The sequence below is a fragment of the Tardiphaga sp. 285_C5_N1_2 genome, from assembly GCF_052076065.1.
GTDB lineage: Bacteria > Pseudomonadota > Alphaproteobacteria > Rhizobiales > Xanthobacteraceae > Tardiphaga > Tardiphaga robiniae.
Genome location: NZ_CP197241.1, coordinates 105,051 through 126,797 on the forward strand (window position 1 = coordinate 105,051; position 21,747 = coordinate 126,797).

Sequence of the window (21,747 nt, forward strand, 5' to 3'; positions counted from 1 at the left end):
GCTCGCCTGATCATGACATCATCTTCTCCCAATACTTCGGTTCCCACCCATCTCGAAGCCGATGTTCTCGTGATCGGCGCCGGTGGTGCCGGCATGTATGCGGCGCTGGAAGCGGCGAAGGGTGGCGCGGCCGTCATTCTTGCCGATCGCAGTTTGATCGGGCGCGGCGGCGCCACTGTCATGGCGCAGATGACGGTCGCAGCCGCTTTGGGCGAGCAGACACCAGATCACTGGGAACATCACTTTGCCGATACGCTCGCGGCCGGCCGCGGGCTCTGCGACGAACGTCTTGCGGCGCTGCTTTGTGAAGATGGCCCGCAGCGGCTGCGCGAAATGGATGCGTGGAAGGTCGGCTGGGCGCGCGAGGACGGCCATATCAAGCAGGCGCAGGCGCCGGGCCATGATCGGCCGCGTTGTGCCTATGTGGATTTTCTCTCGACGGGCCCCGCAGTGTCGAAGACGCTGCGCACGCAGCTGAATAATGCGAGCGGCATTCGCCGCATAGGCGATCTCACTATTGTCGATATCGCATTGCGTGATGGCGAAGCCTGCGGCGCCACGGCGCTGCATCTGCCAACGGGGCAGGCGGTGACGCTGGCGGCGAAGGCTGTGATCATCGCCACGGGCGGGCTCACCGGCCTCTATCGCCGCAACAGCGCGTCATCCAATATGGGGGGCGACGGCTATGCGCTGGCATTGCGCGCCGGCGCCGAACTGATCGACATGGAGTTCGTGCAGTTCTTCCCGATCGGTCATCTGGCACCGCGCCTTGTCGGGATGGATCCGATCATGTGGGACCCGTTCCGCTACAAGCTTGGCGGCAAGCTGCTCAATTCCGAGATGCGCGAATTCGAAGAGGATTATGCGACGCGGGACAAGCGTAGCGACGGCACCTATGTGCTGACGCGCGATCTGGCCACCTATGCGATCACCAAGGAAGTCGAAGCGGGCCGCGGCAGCCCCGCCGGCGGCGCCTATCTCAGCTTCCAGCATGTGCCGGAAGCTGAAATTCGCAAGGCATTCGGGCCAGTGGTGGATCGGCTCGCAGAGAACGGCATCGATCTCGCGCAGCGCCCGGTCGAGGTTGCCCCGATCGCGCATTATCATATGGGCGGCATCCGCGTGGACGAGACGATGGCGACCGGCGTGCCCGGGCTCTATGCCTGCGGGGAGGCGGTCGGCGGCGCCAATGGCGCCAATCGGTTGTCGGGCAATGCGATCACCGAAGCCTTCGTGTTCGGCGCGCGGGCAGGACGCAGCGCCGCTGAGCGCGCGAAGCAGGGCACGTCGATGTGGTCAGCCGATGCGGCGAAGCCTGCAATCGATCTGCTGCGCAGTGCCAGCAAACGTGATACGCCAAATCCCGCAGCGGTCATCGCGAAGCTGCAGACCGTGATGGCCGACGACGTCGGTCCGTTCCGCACTGATGCGAAATTGCGGTCGGCGATTTCTCAGATTGCGCAATTGAAGGCCGATATCGGCGATACGCCATTTGCATCTGCAGACGCGTTTGATCCTGTACTGGCCGACTGGCTCGATCTGCGCAACATGCTCACTGTCGCACAATCGGTTGCCGTACCGGCGCTGGCGCGTACCGAAAGCCGCGGCGCGCATCAGCGTGATGATCATCTCGGTCTGAACGATGCGTGGAGCGTCAACCAGATCGTGTCGATGTCGGATGGCGACATGACCCTGCGCAAAGTGATGCCCACCACCGGAAAGGCCGCCGCATGAAGGCGACGCTCAGCATTCAGCGCGGCGCACTCGGCGAAGCACCGCATCAGGACACGTTCGACATTCCCTTCGAACACGGCCAGTCCATTCTCGATGGCTTGCGTGCCATCAGGCGCAGCATGGATCCTTCGCTGGCGTTTCGCTTCTCCTGCATCAATGCGAATGCATGCAAGGAATGCATGATGCTGATCGATGGCAAGGTCGATTACGCCTGCACGGTTCGGCTCAAAGAGGGAATGACGACGCTCGCGCCGCTACCGAAAAAGGCGCTGATTCGCGATCTCGTCACCGAAATTGCACCGCCTGATGAACGGCTGGTGCTGCGGTCCTGAATAATTGTCTGCCTGCGCGGCGATCAGGCTGATTAATTTATAGTCGCTCTAATCTGGGAAGAGCCGCCTTGGCGACCTTCAATCCGATAGATCAGCGGCTCCGTCGCGGCTGCTGTTCGCTGCGACAATGCGCTGCATCATGGCAATAAACGCAGTCTGTTCCGTCTTGGTGAGGTTGCCGAGCGTGGCGCGGTGCGCCTCGCGTGCGGCGGTTTCGATCTTGTCGAGCAGGGCTGCACCGGTCGGTGTGAGCCGGCAGACGCGGGCGCGGCGGTCATCGTCGCTGACCGGACGCTCGACCAGCCTGCGTGCTTCGAGTCGCTTCAGCGCGCCGGTCGTGGTCGTGCGATCCAGAGCAATATCAGCAGCTAAGCTGGTCTGATCGGCAGTTCCGCGCGCCGCCAATGCAGACAGCAGGCTGTATTGGAGTGGCGTCATCTCGAAGGCACTGCAGGCTTCCTGGAACAGCGCGACATGGATCTGGTGTAGCCGTCTGATCAAAAATCCCGGTCGCTGGGCCAGCGGCCAGGGCTTGTGGACGGGCTTGTCACGGCGCGGCTTGGCCTGGGGCAACGCAGTCTCTCCTTGTGTCGGCTACGACTCGTATGGTGCGAGCGCGTTGAAAAACTACCGCATCGCAATGTTTATGGCACGGACTTTGCTTTTGTAAAATACGAAGTATGCTTCGTATTTTGGTGGATCTCTAATGTCCGCCGGAACGCAAGGAGACCGCCATGTCCGTTACCGCCTCATTCGACCTGCTGCTGCGCGGTGGTCGTGTTATCGATCCCGCCGCCGGTGTTGACGGCATCAAGGATGTCGCCATTCGCAATGGCAAGATTGCCGCCGTGCAGTCCGATATTCTGCCGACCAGCGCGAAGGAAGTGGTGGATGTGACGGGCAAGCTGGTGCTGCCGGGCTTGATCGATACCCACGCGCACGTCTTTCAATACGTCAGCGGTCGTTTCGGCATGCAGCCCGACATGGTCGGCGTGCAATCCGGCGTCACCACGCTGATCGACCAGGGCGGCCCGTCCTGCATGACCCTGCCAGGCTTTCGTCACTTCATCGCCGAGCCCGCAAAATCGCGCGTCTATGCGTTTCTGTCGGCCTATCTCGTCGGCGGTCTCGAAGGGCATTTCTATCCCAACCTCTACAGCCCGGATGGCGTCGATATCGACGCGACCGTGAAATCGGCGGTGGCCAATCGCGATCTCGTTCGCGGCATCAAGGCCCATGCGGAAATCGGCGGCTTCGCGCGCTGGGGCATTCGCGTGATGGAAATGGCGGCCGAAATAGGCAAGCGCGCGGAATTGCCGGTTTACGTGCATTTCGGCCAGCTCTGGGGGCTGCCGGAATCGGGCAACAACGGCGAAGACGTCGATACGATTCTGGAGCGCGTGATTCCGCTGCTGAAGGAAGGTGACGTGCTCGCGCACCCGTTCACGCGGCATCCCGGTGGCTTCGTCAATCGCGAAGGCGAGGTGCATCCGGTGATCCAGGCGGCGATCGACCGCGGCCTCAAGATCGATGTCGGTCATGGCAGCCACTTCTCCTATCGCCTTGCCAAGAAGGCGATTGCCGCTGGCATCGTGCCGAACACACTCGGTGCCGACATCCACGGTTACAACACCGAGGTGCCTGCGCCTGCCGGCACGCCGGATGAGCACGAGGATGACGAGAACCATCCGTTCAAGGGCCAGGCCAAGTTCAGCCTGGTGCAGGCGATGAGTTCGATGATTTCGCTCGGTCTCACGCTGGAACAGGTGGTGCCGATGGTGACGTCGAACCCGGCCAAGATGATCGGCCTGTCCGACAAGATCGGCTCGCTCAAGGTCGGCATGGATGCCGACGTTTCGGTGCTCGTCGAAAAGCCCGGTCGTTACATCCTGCGCGACAACGAGAACACCGACGTGATTGCGAACGGCCTGCTGCAGCCGGCCTTCTGCCTGCGCGCGGGCACCCGCTTCGATCCGATCGCTCCGATCCTTCCTCAGGCCGTTGCGGCCTGAGCTTTGCAAGCCAGCTCGCTAGTCAATCCGGAAGACGCCGGGAGTTCGTCGATGCGCAATGAGCGAGATATCTCGCCCGCCGCGCCTGCTTCAAAGCAGGGCGTCGGCGCGCGCGTACCGCGCAAGGAGGACGATCGCCTCATGCGCGGGCGCGGGCAATTCGTCGGCGATATCAGGCTGGCGGGATTGCAGGACGTCGCGTTCGTGCGCAGTCCGCTAGCGCATGCGCGAATCCGGGCGATTCATATTCCCGAGCGTTACCGCGATGTGGTGTTCACGTCTGCCGATCTTGTCGGTATCAAGCCGATCCGCGCGATCACGGGATTGGCCGGCTTCAAGCCGTCCGATCAACCCATTCTGGCCACCGACAAAATTCGTCAGGTCGGCGAACTCGTCGCCATGTGCGTCGCGCCGACGCGTGCCGAGGCTGAAGATATCGCGGCCTCCGTCACGCTCGATCTCGAAGAGCTGCCCGCCGTCTATGACATGCTCAAGGCTCGCGAGCCCGGCTCGCCGCTGGTGCATGAGCACTGGGGCGACAACGTCTTTCTCGAAAGCTTCTTCGAACTCGATATTTCCAGCGCTCTCGACGCACCGATCAAGGTGACGCGCGAAATCTCGACCGCGCGGCAATGCATGTCGCCGCTCGAAGGTCGGGGTGTCATCGCGACGTTCGATCATCGTCTCGATCAGCTCACGCTCTATACGGGCAGTCAGATGCCGCACATTGTGCGCAACGGTCTGTCCGATTGCCTTGAGATGGATCAAGGACAGATCAGGATCGTCTCGCCGGATGTCGGTGGCGGCTTCGGTCACAAGGGCATCTTGCTGCCGGAAGAAGTCTGTCTGTCATGGCTCACCATGAAGCGCGGCTTCCCGGTGCGCTGGATCGAGGATCGCCGCGAGCATTTGGTCGCCAGTTCCAACTGCCGCGAGCATCACTACAAGATCACCGTCTATGCCGATCGCGACGGCACGCTGCGCGGCATCGATTGCGAAGCCACGGTCGATTCCGGCGCCTATTCGTCCTATCCGTTCTCGGCCTGCCTCGAAGCCGCGCAGGTGGTCAGCATTTTGCCCGGCCCCTATCAGATGCCGGCCTATCGCTGCCGTACCTATTCGGTGGCCACCAACAAGTGTCCGATCCTGCCCTATCGCGGCGTCGCCCGCACCGGCGTGTGTTTCGCGCTGGAACTGATGCTCGATCTTGTCGCGGCGGAAGCAGGGCTTGAGCCCGGCGACGTCCGGCTGCGCAATCTGGTGCGGCCGGAGCAGATGCCGTTCGACAATATCACAAAGAAACATTTCGACAGTGGCGATTATCCCGAGGTGCTGCGCCGCGCTGTCGCGCAGATCGATATCGATGGCATCCGTGCGCGGCAGCGCAAGGGCGAGGATGACGGCCGGCTGATCGGTGTCGGTCTCTCGATCTATTGCGAGCAAGCCGCACATGGCACCTCGGTCTATTCCGGCTGGGGCATTCCCATGGTGCCCGGCCATGAACAGGCCACCGCGCGACTGACGCCGGATGGTGGACTCGAACTGAAGGTCGGGGTGCATTCGCACGGTCAGGGTCTGGAGACGACGCTCTCGCAGGTCGCATTCGAGATGCTCGGTGTCGATGTCGGCAAGATTCGCGTGGTCCATGGCGACACGGCGATGACGCCGTATTCGACCGGCACCTGGGGCTCGCGCTGCATGGTGATGGCCGGTGGTGCCGTCGCCACGGCCTGTCACGAACTCGGCGAACGCGCCAAGAAGATCGGCGCCAAGCTGCTGCAGGTCGACGAAGCCAATGTGGTGCTGGTGGATGGCGAGATCCGCGGACCCAATGGCAGCGTCACGCTGAAGGAAATCGCGCACACCTGGTATCGCCGCCCGCAGGATCTGCCCGGCGATGTCGACCCCGGCGGGCTGGAAGCGACCTCCGGCTACAAGCCGCAGCGCGACAGCGGTACATTTAGTTACGCCGCGCATGCGGTCACCGTCGCTGTCGATCCCGATCTCGGCGATGTAGAGATTCTCGATTACGTCATCGTTGAGGACGGCGGCGTGCTGGTCAATCCGATGATCGTCGATGGCCAGATCTATGGCGGTCTCGCGCAGGGCATCGGCACAGCGCTGTATGAGGAGATGCCGTTTGATCGCGCCGGCCAGCCGCTCAACACGACGCTGGCCGATTATCTGCTGCCCGGTCCGACCGAAGTGCCAATGCCGTGGCTCGATCACATGGAAACGCCGTCGCCTTACACCAAGTTCGGCGTGAAAGGCATCGGCGAAGGCGGGGCCATCGCGCCGCCGGCGGCCATAGGCAATGCGGTGAACGATGCGCTGCGCGGTCTCGGCGTCGAGATGCTGCAGTCGCCGATCACGCCGCGCCGCGTGCTGCAGGGCATTCTCGCAGCGCGCGATGCGAAGAGGACCGCCGCATGAAGCCGGCACCTTTCGCCTATGAGCGCCCGCGCGACGTCGCCTCGGCCTTAGCCGCAATGGCTGGCGATGGCGTGATCAAGATCATGGCCGGAGGCCAGTCGCTCGGGCCGATGCTGAATCTGCGTCTGGTGGCTCCCGACACCATCGTCGATATCACCGGGCTCGCCGAGCTGAAGCATGTGGAAGTCGCCGGCGATGAGCTGGTGATCGGCGCCTGCGTCACCCATGCCGATATCGAGGATGGCCGCATTCCCGACGTCACCCGCGGCGCGATGCAACGCGTGGCCTCCGCCATCGCCTATCGCGCGGTGCGCAACCGCGGCACCGTCGGTGGTTCGCTCAGCCATGCCGATCCGTCCGCGGACTGGGTCTCCACTTTCGCCGCACTTGGCGCGACGCTGTCGTTGCGTAGTGCAAGCGGAGCGCGGCGTGTTGCGATGAAGGATTTCATGCTGGGTGCGCTGGAAAGCGTGCTGCAGCCCGGCGAGATGCTGGAAGCCGTGCGCGTGCCGGCGATGTCTCGCTCCGCGCGCTGGGGCTATGTGAAGAGCTGCCGCAAGACGGGCGAGTTCGCCCATGCCATTGGCGCGGTGCTGATCAATCCAGAAGCTGGCAGGGCACGTATCGTCATTGGCGCAGTCGAAGCCGCGCCGATCATCGTTGAGAATGCCGAAGAACTGTTCGGCGGGCGTATCACCAGCGATTTCAAGTCGCGCTTCGACGCGCGCGTCGCCGACACCCTGCTGTCGAAGGCCGGCATGGCCGATGCCGCCGATCGGCATATTCACGTCACCATTCTGCGCCGCGCTGTTGCGGAGGCCGCGGCATGAACTCGGTCGAACTCACCGTCAACACCCGTGCCGTGAAGAGGGATGTCGAGCCGCGCACGAGTCTCGCCGACCTGATGCGCGATACGCTCGATCTCACGGGGACGCATCTCGGCTGCGAGCATGGCGTCTGCGGCGCCTGCACCATCCTGGTCGATGGCGTACCGACGCGCTCCTGCATCACTTATGCGGTGGCATGCGATGGCGCCGATGTCACCACCATCGAAGGTCTTGATGATGACGAGATTGCCACGGAGCTGCGCGCCGCCTTTACCCGCGAACACGCGTTGCAATGCGGCTACTGCACGCCGGGCATGCTGGTCTCGGCGCGCGATCTGGTGAAGCGCCTGCCGGATGCCGACGAGAACCAGATCCGCATCGGCATGTCAGGCAATCTCTGCCGCTGCACCGGCTACGTCGGTATCGTCCGTGCCGTGCAGTCGGTCATCACCGAGCGCCGCGCGCGCGATATCGCGCCGGAGCCGGATGGCGGGCGCAAGGTGCTGGGACCGGCAGGGTCAGGGCACAAAGCCTGTGTCAGCTCCCAGAAGCTGATGCCCGCGCAGCCTGCTGTATCCGAACCGGCTGCCGCCGTCGCACCGCTGGACATTCCAGACTTCACGCCATCGACCACGCTCGAGCAGCAATTCACTGTCGCGCATGCACCTGCAAAAGTCTTTGCACTGTTCGATGACATCGCGGCCGTCGCCTCGTGCCTGCCGGGCGCCACGCTGGTCGGCGCGCCCAGACCCGAGCGTGTCGAAGGCGCGATCCGCGTCAAGATCGGGCCGATTTCGGCCAACTTCAACGGCGCCGCCCGCGTTGAGCGCAACGAGGCCGATCTCGCCGGCCGCATTCTCGGCATAGGCAGCGACCAGCGCAGCCGCTCCACCACGCAAGGCGAAATCCGTTACCGGCTGGTGCCGCAGGATGACGGCGCGGCGACGCGTGTGGAGCTTTCCATCGGCTACAGCCTCACCGGCATGCTGGCACAGGTCGGTCGCAGCGGGCTGGTGCGCGATCTCGCGGCGCGGCTGGTCGCGGAATTCGCCGGCAATCTCGATCGCCGCCTGTCGGGCGATGTGACATCGGCGCCGTCAGCGGCAGCCGATCTGAATGGTGTTTCGCTGATCCTTGGTCTCCTGCGTGAGCGCGCGACGAATGTCGTTCGCCGCCTCACCGGGCGCGGAGGATCGGCGTGAGAGATCGACGTTCGCGCGGACATGCGAGCGGCGGGGTTTGGACTGCGCAAGTTTCATCAGCGTAACACTGGAGGACCACATGATACGGACCATCAAAGCCGCCTCGGCGACCGCCCTGGCCATTGCTTTCCTGAGCAGCGCCGCCACTGCGCAAACCATTAAGATCGGCGTCAACGAGCCTTTGACCGGCGCCTTCGCCGCGTCGGGTACCTATGTCGTCAACGGCGCCAAGATCGCCGCCGACGAAATCAACGCCAAGGGCGGCCTGCTCGGCAAGAAGATCGAACTCGTCATCGAGGACAACAAGAGCAACCCGACCGAAGCCGCTGCCGTCGCCGAAAAGCTGATCACCCGCGACAAGACGCCGGTGATGCTCGGCGCCTGGGGCTCGAGCCTCACGCTGGCGGTGATGCCGAAGCTGGTCGAATACGAAACCGCGATGGTCGTCGAGACCTCGTCGGCGAGCAAGATCACCACCTCGGGCAATCCTTACGTGTTCCGTATCTCGCCACCGTCCTTTGTCGAGGCGGCTGCGTTCAAGAACATCGTCGACAAGCTGGCGCTGAAGAAAGTCGACTTTCTCGTGATCAACAATGACTGGGGCCGCGGCACCGCCGAGGACTTCAGCAAGATGATGAAGGAAAAAGGCATCACCATCGGTCTCGTCGAGACCATGGACCAGTCGGCGCAGGACATGAGCGCGCAGCTTGCCAAGATCAAGGCAACGGATTCCGAGACCGTGATCATCACGGCTGCGGTCGACCAGCTCACTTTGATCTTCAAGCAGGCCGCAGCACTCGGCCTGAAGAAGCGGATCATCACTACCGGCGGTTCACAGAATCCCGATCAGATCATCGCGCAGGCCGGTGCCGCTGCCAACGACACCATGCATCTGACGACGTTCTTGCCGTGGATGCCGGAAAAGACGCCCAACCCGGAAGCCACCACCTATTTCATCAACGAGTGGAAGAAGCGCGGCTTCGATTTCGCCGGCTGCACAGAGAGCTTCCGCGGCTATGACGGCATCCGCACCATCGCGGCCGCCATCGAGAAGGCCGGCAAAGCCGAGCCGGCAGCGATCAAGGACGCGCTCTGGAAGATCGACGTCAAGGGACTGAACGGCGACATCATCTTCAAGAAGTCGGGTCCTGCAGGTCAGGAGAGCGGCCAGAGCTTCCCGAATGTCTATTTGGTCGAAATCTCCGGCGGCAAGATCGTGATGAAGGATCTCTGATCCAGACGAATTCCGGCAGCGAGCTCCCTCTCCCCGCTCTTGCGGGGAGAGGGGTGGGGTGAGGGGCACTTGCGAGTGAAACACTGGCTCCCCCTCACCCGAAGCCTCGCTGTCGCTCGGCTCCGACCTCTCCCCGCCTAGCGAAGCAAAGCTTCGCTAGGCGGGGAGAGGTTAGCACCTTACTCGAACCTTTAGGGCCGCTCGTGGACCAGCTCCTGCAACACCTCGTCAATATGCTTGTGCTCGGCGGCACCTATGCGCTGCTCGGCATCGGGCTGACGCTGATCTTCGGCATCATGAACGTGGTGAACTTCACCCACGGCATCCTCTACACATTCGGCGCCTATATGATGTTCATTGTCGTGCATCAGCTCGGGCTGAATTTCTTCGTGGCGCTGCCGGTGGCGATCGTCGCGGGCTGGTTGCTGGGTGCCGTCATCGAGATCACGCTGCTGCGGCCGCTGCGCGGCGCCGATATCGACACTACCATGCTGGTGATGATCGGTGCCTGGATCGCGATGCAGTCCGGCGCGCTGTGGATCTGGGGTGGCGTTGCCAAGTCGATCGACAATCCGTTTCCCGACGCGCCGCTGGTGATCGGACCTGTGTCCGTGTCCTGGCTTCGCCTGTTCGTGCTGTTCGCCGCCGCGCTGCTGATCGTGCTCGCCTACTCACTGATCAATCTCACCAAACTCGGCAAGGCGATGCGCGCGACCTTCCAGGATTCCGACACCGCCGCACTGATGGGGGTCAATGTCAGCCTGATCTACACATCGACTTTCGCCATCGGATCGAGCCTTGCGGCTGCCGCTGGTGCGTTGCTCGGTCCGGTCTATGTCGTGTTCCCGCAAATGGGCGATCTCGCCGCGGTGAAGGCCTTCGCCATCGTCATTCTTGGCGGCCTCGGCAATATCACCGGCGCTGTCATCGGCGGCTTCATTCTCGCACTCGCTGAAGAGCTCGGTGCTGGCTACATCTCGTCGGGCTATCGCGATGCCATGGGCTTCCTGATCATCATCATGGTGCTGATCTTCAAGCCGACAGGATTGTTTGCACGGGCGGAGCGCGTCGGATGAAACAGATTGTCACGCTCCTCTGTCTTGCCTTCTTCATCTCTGTGCCGATGTGGTTGACGGATCCGTATCTGCTCAATGCGCTGATCACGACCGGCATCTTCATCATCGGCGCCATGAGCCTCAATCTGCTGCTCGGCTTCACCGGCCAGCTCAGTCTTGGCCATATCGCCTTCTTCGGCATCGGCGCCTATGTCAGCGCGCTGACATCGCTCGGCTTCGACGTCCCGATCTATGGCGATTTCCACATCGTCCACGTGCCGTGGCCGCCGATTGCAGGCTTCTTTCTGGCGATCGTCATCTCGGGCTTCTGCGGCTATCTGGTTGGACGCCTGTCTTTCAGCGTGCGCGGCGCATACTTCGTCATCGTCACGATCTCGTTCGCCGAAGTGGTGCGGCTGGTGGCGCTGAACTGGGTCGAGCTCACGCAAGGTCCGCTGGCGTTGACCAATATTCCGTCGATCACCATCGGGCTGCCAGGGCTTGGCTATCTCGTGCTGAAGACGAAATTTCACAACTACTATCTGGTATTGGCCGTTGCTGCGATCTCCTACTTTCTGATTTCGCGCCTCGTTCACTCCCATTACGGCCGGGCCATGCGCGGGCTGATGGAGAACGAGACGCTGGCTGTCGCCGTCGGCATCGATGTGACAAAGACGCTGACACTGGCTGCCGTGATCTCTGCCGGTATTGCCGGCGCGGCGGGAAGCCTTTACGCGCATTACATCCGCATCATCGATCCCGACGTGTTCGCTTTCATCTTGACGGTGACCATGGTGATCATGGTGGTGTCGGGCGGTAAGGGATCGCTGGCCGGGCCTGTGGTCGGCGGCGTCATCTTTGGCCTGCTGCCTGTGTTCCTGCGGCCGATCATGCCGCCGGAGGCACAGTGGATCACCTATGGCGTGGTGCTGATCGTCATCCTGTTCGTCATGCCGCGCGGCATCGTGCCGTCGTTTGCCGCGAAACTCGGTTTGGCCCGTGCCGGTGGAACCAGACGAGCGTCCATCGCGGTCTCCGAACGCACCGCCGAGGAGCACGCGTGATGGCCGAGACAGTCCTCAGCATTGAACACGTCGCCGTTCATTTCGGTGGCCTCGTCGCGATCTCGGACATGAATTTCCATGTCGACAAAGGCGAGATCGTCAGCCTGATCGGGCCGAACGGCGCCGGCAAGACCACGGCCTTCAACGTCATGACCGGCTTCCTCACGCCGACCAAGGGCGCGGTGAACTATTGCGGCGCGGACCTCAAGGGCAAGAAGCCGCATGAAATCGCGGATCTCGGCCTGATCCGCACCTTTCAGCGCACCAGCGTATTTCCGAACGACACCGTCTACGACAATGTGCTGATCGGCCTGCATCGCCAAGGCGAGCTTAAAGGCAAGCTCGGCCTCGCCGAAGCCATTCTCGGTCTGCCACGCGCCCGCGCATCGGAGAAAGCCCAGCGCGCGCGCGCGGCCGAACTGGTGCGCTGGATCGGCCTCGAAGCCCGCGCCAACGACCTCGCCGGTTCACTCTCCTACGGCGAGCAGCGTCTCGTTGGTGTTGCACTGGCGCTAGCCGCGCAGCCGAAGATGCTGCTGCTGGACGAGCCTGTGTCCGGCATGAACGCGTCGGAGACACATACTTTCGTGCAGCTGATCCGCAATATCCGGGATCGTGGCGTCACGATCCTCTTGGTCGAGCACGACATGCCAATGGTGATGAGCGTGTCGGATCGCATCGTGGTGTTGAATTACGGACGCATCATCGCCGAAGGACCGCCCGACGAAATCCGCAAGAATCCCGCAGTGATCGAAGCCTATCTCGGTCAGAGCGCGAAGGATGTGGTCAAGGAGGTCGCAGTCCATGCTTGAGATCCGTGACATGGTCTGCGCCTATGGCCAGATCTCAGCCCTCAAGGGCATTTCGCTTTCGGTCAAGGCCGGCCAGCTCGTGGCGCTGATTGGCGCCAATGGCGCCGGCAAAAGCACGACGCTGCGGGCGATCTCGGGCCTCGTGCCGTCGCGCTCCGGCAGTCTGCATTTCGACGGCGAAGACATCACCGGCATTGGCGCGCAGCGGGTGCTCACAAAGGGCATCGCACATTGTCCGGAAGGACGTCGCGTTTTTCCGCATATGACGGTGGCCGAAAATCTCGACATGGGCGCCTATCTGCGCTCGGACACGAGCGAAGTCGCAGTGGACCGCGATCGCATTTATGGCGAATTCCCGCGCCTCGCCGAACGCCGCAAGCAGGCGGCTGGCACGCTGTCCGGCGGCGAGCAGCAGATGCTGGCCATCGGCCGTGCATTGATGTCGCGCCCGCGCCTTATGATGTTCGATGAACCCTCGCTCGGTCTCGCGCCCAACATCGTCGAGCGCACCTTTGCGATCATCCGCGCGATCCGCGATGCCGGCACGACTGTTTTGCTAGTTGAGCAGAATGCCTTTGCGGCGCTCGAGATGTGCGATCATGCCTATCTGCTGGAGTCTGGGCGTGTCGTGCTGTCCGGCGCGGGAGCGGAGCTGATCGAGAACGAGCATGTCCGACGGGCCTATCTTGGCGGATGACGACAATCCCGCCCGATGGGTCGCGGTCTGCTCACGCGAGCGCCTGACCGAACAGACGATCGTTTGCGTCAACGTGGCTGGCCTCGGTGTTCTCATCGTGCAGGATGGTGAGACGATCTACGCCTGCGAGCGCGCCTGTCCGCATGAGCAGGCCGATCTCAGCCTTGGCCGTGTCGCCGATCGCCGGCTGCACTGTCCGCGTCATCTGGCCTGGTTCGATCTGGCAGACGGCAGCATGTCGCCGGGTTGGCCGAGCAGGGGTTTGCGACGCTATCCGGTGCGTGAAAGCGATGCGCAAATCTGGGTCGATGCACAGGCCGTCGTCCCGAAGTAACAAGCCTTCGCGCGAGTTACGCGGCATCGGGCCTGGATGCAGAATTCGTTGGCGCTGCAGCATTCAATTGGTGCAGTTGCGGTATAATAATCATGCTTGCCCCCTCGTAAAGCGCGGATAATACTGCTGAAAAGTCGGACTCATGAGTGTGTCTGGCAGTACACAAATGGGCGCAAGACCCATGCTTCTCGTCGATCTTTCAAGCGATCTCCGTCAAGGGCCAGGGATGTGACCATTATCGATTTCGGCAGGGCCATCCCATCGTCGCAGGGGCGCGGCTGGCAGCAATGGCCTGGCCATGAAGACTTTTCGCTGCAGTTCCTGCGCGTGCTGCGCGCGGCGCAGGAAGGCGGAAGTACCGTTTCGGAATGTTTCCTGGCGGCGGAGCGCATCAATCCGCGCGATGACGAGAGCTGGTATCGCGAATGGCATAGTGCGGCTGATATCAACCGTGAGCGCGCCGCGGAGGCGCTGGCCAGCGGCCGCATCCCGACGGCGCTGAGCAACTGGCTGCGCGCAGCCAACTACTATCGCACTGCTCAGGTCATGCTCGCTTGCAGCGATCCGCGGCAGGGCGCCGCCATCGCCTTGATGCAGGATTGTGCCCGACTTTACGTGCAGCATGCAACGCCTGCCGGCGAGGTCGTCGAGATCCCGTGGCGGGATGGTGTGTTGCAGGGATACTTCGTTCCTGCGCCGCGCGCGACGCGGCCGCTGCCGGTCGTTCTCTGCGTCGTCGGGCAGGGCCACTACAAGGAAGAGCATCTGCACAGGGTGCCCAGCTACGCGCTGGACCGCGGTCTCTCGCTGTTGCTCGTCGATCTGCCCGGTCAATCCTATAGCCAGGAGATGATCGGGTCGCCTTGTCGGTATGAGGTCGAAACGGCGATCAGCGGCTGGGTCGATTTCCTGGCCGACCGCAGCGATATCGATCAGGAGCGAATTGCGATCTTCGGAGACGGCCTGGGAGCTGCCTTTGCGACGCGCGGCGCCAATCTCGACGACCGCTTTGCAGCAGCTGTTTGCGATGCCGGAATCTGGGAGCTTCACGAGCGCGCGTTTATTGCCAGCCGCATTTCAGGCCGGGCTGGTCTGGGCTGTCCGAGTGAAATCGAGGGCTTCAACAGCAGCAGTGTCGCCGCCAATATCAAATGCCCGGTCCTGGTTGCGATGGGCGAGCGCGACTGGCTCGATGTCGATCACGTCACGGAATGTTGCCGCGTCATGAAACAAAACGGCCTCGACATCGAACTGAAGATCTTTCGCGCGTCGGAAACGGTGGCCCCGCCCGCCCAGATCGATATTCCGACCGTGGGCAACGAGTTCATCTTCGACTGGATTGTCGATCGCCTGCGCGCAGGGACGAAGTAGGGGCGCGGCTCGGTCGATTGACCGCCGCTCACCCGGCGACGTTCAGCTCTCGACTTCCAGCATCAGTGTCGCTTTTTCGAGGCGACTCTTGAGCCGGGACATGTGCTGTCCGATCTCCTTCAAGGCCTGCTCGTCGAAATCGCTGAGAATGAAATCCCCGAGCGACTCCCTGCGGGTTGATAGCGCGGAGATCTTCTTGCTGGCCTTGTCGGACAGCGACATCAGTACGACGCGGGCATCCTCGCGGGACGCGACGCGCCGCATGAAGCCATTCTTCTCGAGCATCTTGGATTGGGTGGTGACGAAGGAGGGGTCGACGTGGAGCATGGCGGACACATCCTTGACCGGCACGCCGTTGCCGCGATCGAGGTCGCTGACGGCCATCAGGATCATCCATTGCGGTCCGCTGATGCCGAGCTCCTTGGCCCAGAACTGTCGGATTCCCTCAAGATGGACGTTGATCGAGGCGATGTCCCAGATGAACTGTCGGATGATCTCCTGATTCTGGCCGGTCACCCAAATCGAAAGCTCATTTTCGTTCCAGCCCGCAGATCCCCCACGCATAGTCACCACTGCCCCGCCGGCCATTCCATCGTCCCACACTTCTCAGAATTCTATAATTGTATCAGTGAATTGTGACGTGCAAACCACGATTTCGTGTGTTGCCGGGAAACCACACTGCATCGCGATAAAGTTACCTGAGTTCATAAAGTATTTTGCTTCTAAGAATTGCGCAGGCATTCTCAGTTCCGGCGATGGGGAAACCCTCGATCGTCCCGTTGAAGTAGTTCGCTTGAGTGCCTCGCGTTATGCGGGTGTTTCCGAAAGCGCGAAGTGCTCTAGCGGTTAGTTTGGGGACTTGGGGGACTAAATCTTCGGGCGCACGCGCCTGGCAGATCCGGAACCTTCCCTTTTGGACAACTTGGAGGTTTAACATGACGATGATTAAGAGCCTTATCCTCGGCTCGGCGGCGGGTCTGATCGCCATCGGCGGAGCTCAGGCAGCCGATCTTCCGGTGAAGGCCAAGGCAGTGGAATACGTGAAGATCTGCTCGCTCTACGGCGCAGGCTTCTACTACATCCCGGGCACCGATACCTGCATCAAGATCGGCGGCGCGATCCGTTTGGACGTTGCGTTCAACGGCAGCACCTACGACGTTCCGTTCTGGCAGGGTGGTGCCGGTGGCAACAATCTCTGGACCAAGAACTATTTCTCGACCCGTGAACGCGTCAACTTGACGACGGACACCCGCACCGCGACCGAATACGGCGTGGTTCGTACCTACGCGAACATTCAGTTCGACTTCCTCCAGGATCGTGAATCGATCGCTGGTGGTTACACCGAAGTCGACTACGCGTTCATCCAGTTCGCAGGCTTCACCTTCGGTAAGGCCGTTTCGCAGTTCGATCCCCAGTGGGCGCTTGCCAAGCCATACATCTCGTCGGGCTTCAACGCTGGTTCGAACAACGCAACCGGTATCCCGCAGCTCGCCTACACCGCTTCGTTCGGTAACGGCGTGTCGGGCACGATCTCGGTTGAGAACGGTTCGGCCTACCGCAACGCCGGCCTCTGGAATACCGACACCTTCATCGTCGGCCCGGGCGCTACGACCTTCACCGGTACGTTCTACGGTTCGAACTCGAACACCTTCCTGGGTAACGCCTACGGCGGCAACCACATTCCTGAAATCGTCGGCAACATCCGCCTCGATCAGGCTTGGGGCACCCTGCACTTCGCCGCTGCGATGCATGCTGCAACTCCTGGCTTCTACGCCACGGCTGCGGGCGGTGCAGGCAACGAGTCGCTCGGTCACCCTGACGACAAGTACGGCTTCGCTGTCACCGGCGCGGTCGAGTTCAAGAACCTGCCCACCGGCGCAGGCGACAGCTTGAAGCTCGAAGCTACTTACGCCAAGGGCGCCGCCAAGTACGTCTTCGGTGGTACGACCGACACCGTCGGTGGTGGTCGTTACGCGAAGGTTGATGGTTCGACCCTCGGCTTCGGCTACGTGCTGGACGGCGTTTACAACAACGGTGGCCAGATCGTTCAGAGCGACGCATGGCAGGTCAGTGCTTTCTACGAGCACTACTGGACCCCGGCTTGGCGTACCTCGCTGTTCGGCAACTACAGCCACATCTCGTATGGTTCGGGTAACGCCGCTATGCTTGCTGCATTCTCGGCAGCCCCCGGCGCGACGGGTGGTCCGGGTGCGAATAGCTCGGCAGCCGCAGCTGCTCGCGCTGGCGTCTTCGCCGGCACCGGCAACTTCGACCTGGGTCTCGCCCAGATCGGTACCCGTACGGCCTGGACCCCGGTTCAGAACCTGACCCTGTCGGCTCAGTTTACCTACAGCCGTCTGGATCAGAACCTGAACGGCACCTACACTGCGGCCAGCATGTCGGGCAAGCCGGCTGGTACGGTCTTCACGACCGCCGACCAGAACCTCTACAACGGTTCGGTGCAGATCCTGCGCTCCTTCTAATTCTGATCGTCTCACGACGACCAGTCTTTGAAACAAAGGCCCCCGGCAGGAAACTGCCGGGGGTTTTTGCTTGTATGGAGCCGGGCCGGACTTCATCCGCTCAAACAGGCGTTCTCGACGCCGTCGAGACGGGCGTCTATACCGGCGGTGTTGCTCCCGGTCCTACAAGCCGCAAAGCCCGAAGTCCTCAGGATCATGGCGTCTCCAGCTGAATTGTTTCAAAGCGCATTCGCGGCCTTCCAGCAGGGGCGCCTGAATGACGCCGAGCGCGGCTTCAGCAAGTTTCTGCGCAAGGAGCCGAAGCATTTTCCGGCGCTGAACGTTTTGGCCATCGTGCTGGTGGCGCTGAAGCGCCATGCGGAGGCCGAGCCGCATTTGAAGGCGGCCCTGCGCATCGATGCGACGTCGGATGCCACCTTCTACAACTACGGACTGGTGCTGAAAGCGCTGAACCGGCCGGACGAGGCATTGCAGCGTTTCACCGAATCGCTCGCGATCAATCCCGGCAATGCCGAAACGCTGAATAATCGTGGCACGGTTCTGAACGATCTGCGCGACCACCCCGCCGCGCTAGCGGATTTCGATCGCGCGCTGGCGCTCAATCCGCGCTACGCCGCGGCCTTCTTCAACAAGAGCAAGTCGCTGGCGGAGTTGAAGCGCTATGACGAGGCCCTCGCGGCTTGCGAGTCGGCGCTCGCCCTGCAGCCCGATTTGGCAGAAGCTTGGTTTGGCCGCGGCTACATCTTTGGCCAGATGCGGATGCCGGCTGAAGCGGTGGAGGCTTATGGCCGCGCACGCCAGTTCAATCCGGACCTGCCATTGCTCAAGGGCAATCTGCTGCATCAGAAGATGCTGGTCTGCGACTGGCAGGGGACCGACGCGCTGATCGTCGAGATCGAGGCCGATCTTGCCGCGGGCAAACTGGCCGCCGAGCCATTCGGTTGGCAGGGCGTCGCCACCTCGGAACGCAGCCTGCAGCGCTGCGCCGAACTGACCAACGCCTCGCGTTTTCCCATGCAAGCTCCACCGCTGCGCGCTTCCCCGACCGGGCCGAATGCAAAAATTCGCGTCGGCTATCTGTCCGGTGAATTTCGACAGCAGGCGACCTCGCTGCTGCTGGTCGGCGTGCTGGAGCAGCACGACAAAAGCGCATTCGAGATTTTCGCCATCGACAACGGGTATGACGACGGCAGCGACATCAGGCGACGCATCGCTGGCGCCGTGGATGGGATCGTCGATATCTCCACACTGAGCGATCCGCAGGCGGTGGACGCCCTTCGTGCGCATCGCATCGATATCCTTGTCAATCTCAACGGCTATTTCGGCGAGCAGCGCACCGGCGTATTCGCGCGCAGGGCCGCGCCGGTGCAGGTCAATTATCTCGGCTTTCCCGGTACACTCGGCGCGGGTTTCATGGATTACATCCTCGCCGATCAGCACGTTCTGCCGCCCGAGCACCGGCAATTCTATAGCGAGAAGGTGGCCTGGCTGCCGAATTGCTATCAGGCCAATGACGATCGCCGGGAGATATCGACGCGTGCATTCACACGTGCCGAGGTCGGCTTGCCTGCGCAGGGCTTTGTGTTCTGTTGCTTCAACAATGCCTACAAGATCACGCCCGATGTCTTCGATAGCTGGATGCGGATCCTCTCAGCCGTTGACGGCAGCGTTCTCTGGCTGCTGGAGGACAGCGCTGCGGCTGTGGCGAATCTGCGCCGCGAAGCGGAATTGCGGGGCATCGACCCCGCGCGTCTGGTGTTTGCCGCGCGCATGCTGCCGGCCGAGCACCTGGCGCGGCATCGTTGTGCGGATCTATTTCTCGATACGTTGCCGTACAATGCGCATACCACAGCGAGCGACGCATTATGGGCTGGATTGCCGTTGCTGACGTGTCGTGGAGAAACCTTTGCAGGGCGGGTTGCCGCGAGTCTTCTGCAGAATCTGGGTGTGCCGGAGTTGATTGCGGCGAAGCGAGATGACTATGAGCGTATGGCGATCGAGCTGGCGGAAAATCCCGAGCGGTTGTCGTCGATCCGGGAGAAGTTATCGGCCAATCGTCTGAACATGCCGGCCTTCGACACCCGGCGTCTGGCGCGTGATATCGAAACCGCATTTCGCAAGATGGCCGAACGGGCCCGGGCAGGGCTGGCGCCAGCCCACATCGTGTTTCCCGCTAACGATAGCGGCCAATAATATATTTGATTGAGCAAATCAGGTATTGCGCTCAACATTCTGGCTCATGTAATATTTTCGTGCGCAGCCGGCAAATTTTTGACGGCCCTAGGTCTTCAAGGAGACTCGCGCACTCTGCTGTAAATCTCCGAAACCACCGGCAATGCCCTGCCGGTGGTTTTTCGGCTTTTTTGGGGCCAGTTTCGAGTGGCCCGCTGGTATTCCAGGATTATTGCTAACGCGGAAAGGGCGCGGGAACTGTGTCACGCCGGCACGCCCTTGAATCAGTCCAACCCCCTCTGAAAACGGCAGAATTGCTGCTGACCAGATCGGCAGCATGCGATGGAATCTGTCGCAGAGACATCCAAATTATGACCTGTTGCCCATCGTTGCATATCAGGACTGACGAGCTATCTGACCGAAATTGCTAGAGATTTCTTGCTTTTTGAGCAAGTTGTGGCTAAAAGCCGCTCATCGTGGAGAGTATGAATAATGGCGCATAACTACGCAATTAATGAGGACGTTCACCACCAGCTGCAGGGGCCGCAGGGCCGTTCCACCATCAAGGAACGCAGCATCTACACCATCACCTCTCGCCTTCCGATCGAAGCCGATGGTCGCCCGCGTTACCGGATCAAGAGCAAGTCCGAGAACATCGAGCGTGTCGTGACCGAAGAGCAGATCAGCCGCCTGGGTTGATCTCGGATCAGCCTTCTTGCTGATCGTACTTGCCGTTTGCTGTCGTCGCCGGGGCCTTGGACCCCGCGACGAAGCAGACCGCCCCAAAGACCCCAACCAGATTCTATCTTGAAGCGGGAAGCTTGGCCGGGGCTGATCTCTACTCGTCCTGCTGCGATGGTTGCGGCAAGGCGGCTTCGCACCATATGCTTTGCCCCGAGGGCGGACACCGAAGGCCACACACGCGATCGTCGCGCCGCACCTCGGCAAAAATGATGTGGTCGGAGCGGGGCGTCCCTTGATCGAAAAACTTGAACTGCTGTTGTCGCTGGCGAAGGAACGGCATTTCGGCCGCGCCGCGGAAGCTTGCGGCGTGACGCAGCCCACCATGTCCACCAGCCTCAAGCAGCTCGAGGATATGCTCGGCGTGATGCTGGTGCAGCGCGGCTCGCGCTTCCAGGGCTTTACGCCGGAAGGCGAACGCGCGCTCGACTGGGCACGCCGCATCGTCGGCGATGCCCGCGCGATGAAGCAGGAAATCAACGGCCTCAAGGACAGTCTGTCCGGCGAGATCCGCATCGCCGCAATTCCCACGGTGCTCGGCATGGTCGCCTCGCTGACGACGCCGTTTCGCGCGCGGCACCCCGATGTACGCTTTAAAATCATGTCCTGCACTTCGGCGGCGGTGCTGGGCCTCCTGGAAAATCTTGAGGTCGATGCGGGGCTGACCTACATCGAAAATGAACCGCTGGGCAAAGTCCGCTCGATCCCGCTCTACAAGGAAAGCTACCGGCTGCTTACCTCGCCGGACGGCCTGTTCGGTGATCGCAAGGAAGTCACCTGGAGCGAAGTCGGCCAAGTGCCACTGTGCCTGCTGACCCCCGATATGCAGAATCGACGCATCATCGATCGTGCCCTGAAGTCGGTCGGCGCCGAGGCGATGCCGATGCTGACGTCGAATTCGATTATCGTGCTCTATACCCATGTGAAGACCGGCCGTTGGGCCAGCGTGATGCCGGCCAAGCTGGCGGAGACGCTGGGTCTGACCGCCAATGACTCGGTCCGTATGATCCCGATCGTCGATCCTGTGGTGAATTACGGCGTCGGCCTCGTGGTGCCCCAGCGCGATCCCATGACCCCGCTGGTGGCAACGCTGGTCCAGATCGCCCGGGAGGTTGCGCCGTCGCTGGAGGCGTAAGACCTTCTTTTCGGGTGCTGCAATTGCTGCGCTGCAACCAAGCTAACCATTTCAAATTCATCGATTTCGCCGGGTGTCGATACCGTTTCCGTATCGCAGCATGAGACAG

General features: G+C 61.8%; 19 protein-coding genes. 17 read left to right on the forward strand and 2 right to left on the reverse strand.

What is annotated here, in order from left to right; translation table 11 throughout:
* Window positions 1-12: 12 nt before the first annotated feature.
* On the forward strand, window positions 13-1,734 hold the full coding sequence (locus AB7951_RS00505) for an FAD-binding protein (protein WP_120287428.1): 1,722 nt from the start codon (window positions 13-15) through the stop codon (window positions 1,732-1,734).
* Window positions 1,731-2,066 (forward strand): 2Fe-2S iron-sulfur cluster-binding protein, encoded by a 336-nt coding sequence (locus tag AB7951_RS00510; protein ID WP_120287427.1) that lies wholly within the window; start codon window positions 1,731-1,733, stop codon window positions 2,064-2,066. Before AB7951_RS00505 ends, AB7951_RS00510 begins: the two co-directional genes overlap by 4 nt.
* Before the next feature lie 78 nt (window positions 2,067-2,144).
* Here the strand turns inward: AB7951_RS00510 and AB7951_RS00515 are convergent, their stop codons facing one another.
* On the reverse strand, window positions 2,145-2,639 hold the full coding sequence (locus AB7951_RS00515) for a MarR family winged helix-turn-helix transcriptional regulator (RefSeq protein ID WP_439062000.1): 495 nt from the start codon (window positions 2,637-2,639) through the stop codon (window positions 2,145-2,147).
* Window positions 2,640-2,800: 161 nt separating this feature from the next.
* Between AB7951_RS00515 and AB7951_RS00520 the strand changes: the two genes are divergently transcribed.
* From AB7951_RS00520 to AB7951_RS00570, 11 genes are all read left to right on the forward strand, one after another.
* Entirely contained in the window at window positions 2,801-4,078 is a 1,278-nt protein-coding gene (locus tag AB7951_RS00520) for an amidohydrolase/deacetylase family metallohydrolase (protein ID WP_120287426.1), read from the forward strand.
* Between the two features lie 51 nt (window positions 4,079-4,129).
* Window positions 4,130-6,511, forward strand: coding sequence for a xanthine dehydrogenase family protein molybdopterin-binding subunit (locus tag AB7951_RS00525; protein WP_120287425.1), 2,382 nt, complete (start codon window positions 4,130-4,132; stop codon window positions 6,509-6,511).
* Window positions 6,508-7,341, forward strand: coding sequence for an FAD binding domain-containing protein (locus tag AB7951_RS00530; RefSeq protein ID WP_120287424.1), 834 nt, complete (start codon window positions 6,508-6,510; stop codon window positions 7,339-7,341). The genes AB7951_RS00525 and AB7951_RS00530 overlap by 4 nt, the downstream gene beginning before the upstream one ends.
* Window positions 7,338-8,540 (forward strand): xanthine dehydrogenase family Fe-S subunit, encoded by a 1,203-nt coding sequence (locus AB7951_RS00535; RefSeq protein WP_120287423.1) that lies wholly within the window; start codon window positions 7,338-7,340, stop codon window positions 8,538-8,540. The genes AB7951_RS00530 and AB7951_RS00535 overlap by 4 nt, the downstream gene beginning before the upstream one ends.
* 79 nt (window positions 8,541-8,619) lie before the next feature.
* Window positions 8,620-9,774 (forward strand): ABC transporter substrate-binding protein, encoded by a 1,155-nt coding sequence (locus tag AB7951_RS00540; RefSeq protein WP_120287422.1) that lies wholly within the window; start codon window positions 8,620-8,622, stop codon window positions 9,772-9,774.
* A gap of 203 nt (window positions 9,775-9,977) precedes the next feature.
* Window positions 9,978-10,850, forward strand: a complete 873-nt coding sequence (locus AB7951_RS00545; RefSeq protein ID WP_176454739.1) for a branched-chain amino acid ABC transporter permease — start codon at window positions 9,978-9,980, stop codon at window positions 10,848-10,850.
* Window positions 10,847-11,893 carry a branched-chain amino acid ABC transporter permease gene (locus AB7951_RS00550; RefSeq protein WP_120287421.1) on the forward strand — a complete coding sequence of 349 codons (1,047 nt, stop codon included), beginning with the start codon at window positions 10,847-10,849 and terminating at the stop codon, window positions 11,891-11,893. The genes AB7951_RS00545 and AB7951_RS00550 overlap by 4 nt, the downstream gene beginning before the upstream one ends.
* Entirely contained in the window at window positions 11,893-12,705 is an 813-nt protein-coding gene (locus AB7951_RS00555) for an ABC transporter ATP-binding protein (protein ID WP_089267863.1), read from the forward strand. The genes AB7951_RS00550 and AB7951_RS00555 overlap by 1 nt, the downstream gene beginning before the upstream one ends.
* The gene (locus AB7951_RS00560; protein ID WP_120287420.1) at window positions 12,698-13,402 is read left to right on the forward strand and encodes an ABC transporter ATP-binding protein; all 705 of its coding nucleotides are present in this window, start codon (window positions 12,698-12,700) and stop codon (window positions 13,400-13,402) included. Before AB7951_RS00555 ends, AB7951_RS00560 begins: the two co-directional genes overlap by 8 nt.
* The gene (locus AB7951_RS00565; RefSeq protein ID WP_120287419.1) at window positions 13,374-13,736 is read left to right on the forward strand and encodes a Rieske (2Fe-2S) protein; all 363 of its coding nucleotides are present in this window, start codon (window positions 13,374-13,376) and stop codon (window positions 13,734-13,736) included. Before AB7951_RS00560 ends, AB7951_RS00565 begins: the two co-directional genes overlap by 29 nt.
* 228 nt (window positions 13,737-13,964) lie before the next feature.
* Window positions 13,965-15,107 (forward strand): alpha/beta hydrolase family protein, encoded by a 1,143-nt coding sequence (locus tag AB7951_RS00570; RefSeq protein ID WP_309942280.1) that lies wholly within the window; start codon window positions 13,965-13,967, stop codon window positions 15,105-15,107.
* A 42-nt stretch (window positions 15,108-15,149) separates the two neighbouring features.
* Here the strand turns inward: AB7951_RS00570 and AB7951_RS00575 are convergent, their stop codons facing one another.
* Window positions 15,150-15,623, reverse strand: coding sequence for a MarR family winged helix-turn-helix transcriptional regulator (locus AB7951_RS00575; RefSeq protein ID WP_309942281.1), 474 nt, complete (start codon window positions 15,621-15,623; stop codon window positions 15,150-15,152).
* 419 nt (window positions 15,624-16,042) lie between these two features.
* Between AB7951_RS00575 and AB7951_RS00580 the strand changes: the two genes are divergently transcribed.
* From AB7951_RS00580 to AB7951_RS00595, 4 genes are all read left to right on the forward strand, one after another.
* Window positions 16,043-17,590: a porin gene (locus AB7951_RS00580; RefSeq protein WP_120287417.1), complete on the forward strand. Its 1,548-nt coding sequence runs from the start codon at window positions 16,043-16,045 to the stop codon at window positions 17,588-17,590.
* 195 nt (window positions 17,591-17,785) lie between these two features.
* Window positions 17,786-19,783 (forward strand): O-linked N-acetylglucosamine transferase family protein, encoded by a 1,998-nt coding sequence (locus AB7951_RS00585; protein WP_120287416.1) that lies wholly within the window; start codon window positions 17,786-17,788, stop codon window positions 19,781-19,783.
* 471 nt (window positions 19,784-20,254) lie between these two features.
* On the forward strand, window positions 20,255-20,461 hold the full coding sequence (locus tag AB7951_RS00590; RefSeq protein WP_068729538.1) for a hypothetical protein: 207 nt from the start codon (window positions 20,255-20,257) through the stop codon (window positions 20,459-20,461).
* A 277-nt stretch (window positions 20,462-20,738) separates the two neighbouring features.
* Complete coding sequence (locus AB7951_RS00595; protein ID WP_120287415.1) at window positions 20,739-21,638, forward strand: LysR family transcriptional regulator; 900 nt, start codon at window positions 20,739-20,741, stop codon at window positions 21,636-21,638.
* Window positions 21,639-21,747 lie beyond the last annotated feature (109 nt).

What these genes read in the sequence shown, in the direction of transcription:
- AB7951_RS00590 (WP_068729538.1), top strand. Translation starts at nt 20,255, where the DNA reads ATGGCGCATAACTACGCAATTAATGAGGACGTTCACCACCAGCTGCAG.
- AB7951_RS00535 (WP_120287423.1), top strand. Translation starts at nt 7,338, where the DNA reads ATGAACTCGGTCGAACTCACCGTCAACACCCGTGCCGTGAAGAGGGAT.
- AB7951_RS00585 (WP_120287416.1), top strand. Translation starts at nt 17,786, where the DNA reads ATGGCGTCTCCAGCTGAATTGTTTCAAAGCGCATTCGCGGCCTTCCAG.
- AB7951_RS00550 (WP_120287421.1), top strand. Translation starts at nt 10,847, where the DNA reads ATGAAACAGATTGTCACGCTCCTCTGTCTTGCCTTCTTCATCTCTGTG.
- AB7951_RS00525 (WP_120287425.1), top strand. Translation starts at nt 4,130, where the DNA reads ATGCGCAATGAGCGAGATATCTCGCCCGCCGCGCCTGCTTCAAAGCAG.
- AB7951_RS00540 (WP_120287422.1), top strand. Translation starts at nt 8,620, where the DNA reads ATGATACGGACCATCAAAGCCGCCTCGGCGACCGCCCTGGCCATTGCT.
- AB7951_RS00505 (WP_120287428.1), top strand. Translation starts at nt 13, where the DNA reads ATGACATCATCTTCTCCCAATACTTCGGTTCCCACCCATCTCGAAGCC.
- AB7951_RS00565 (WP_120287419.1), top strand. Translation starts at nt 13,374, where the DNA reads ATGTCCGACGGGCCTATCTTGGCGGATGACGACAATCCCGCCCGATGG.
- AB7951_RS00555 (WP_089267863.1), top strand. Translation starts at nt 11,893, where the DNA reads ATGGCCGAGACAGTCCTCAGCATTGAACACGTCGCCGTTCATTTCGGT.
- AB7951_RS00530 (WP_120287424.1), top strand. Translation starts at nt 6,508, where the DNA reads ATGAAGCCGGCACCTTTCGCCTATGAGCGCCCGCGCGACGTCGCCTCG.
- AB7951_RS00520 (WP_120287426.1), top strand. Translation starts at nt 2,801, where the DNA reads ATGTCCGTTACCGCCTCATTCGACCTGCTGCTGCGCGGTGGTCGTGTT.
- AB7951_RS00580 (WP_120287417.1), top strand. Translation starts at nt 16,043, where the DNA reads ATGACGATGATTAAGAGCCTTATCCTCGGCTCGGCGGCGGGTCTGATC.
- AB7951_RS00510 (WP_120287427.1), top strand. Translation starts at nt 1,731, where the DNA reads ATGAAGGCGACGCTCAGCATTCAGCGCGGCGCACTCGGCGAAGCACCG.
- AB7951_RS00560 (WP_120287420.1), top strand. Translation starts at nt 12,698, where the DNA reads ATGCTTGAGATCCGTGACATGGTCTGCGCCTATGGCCAGATCTCAGCC.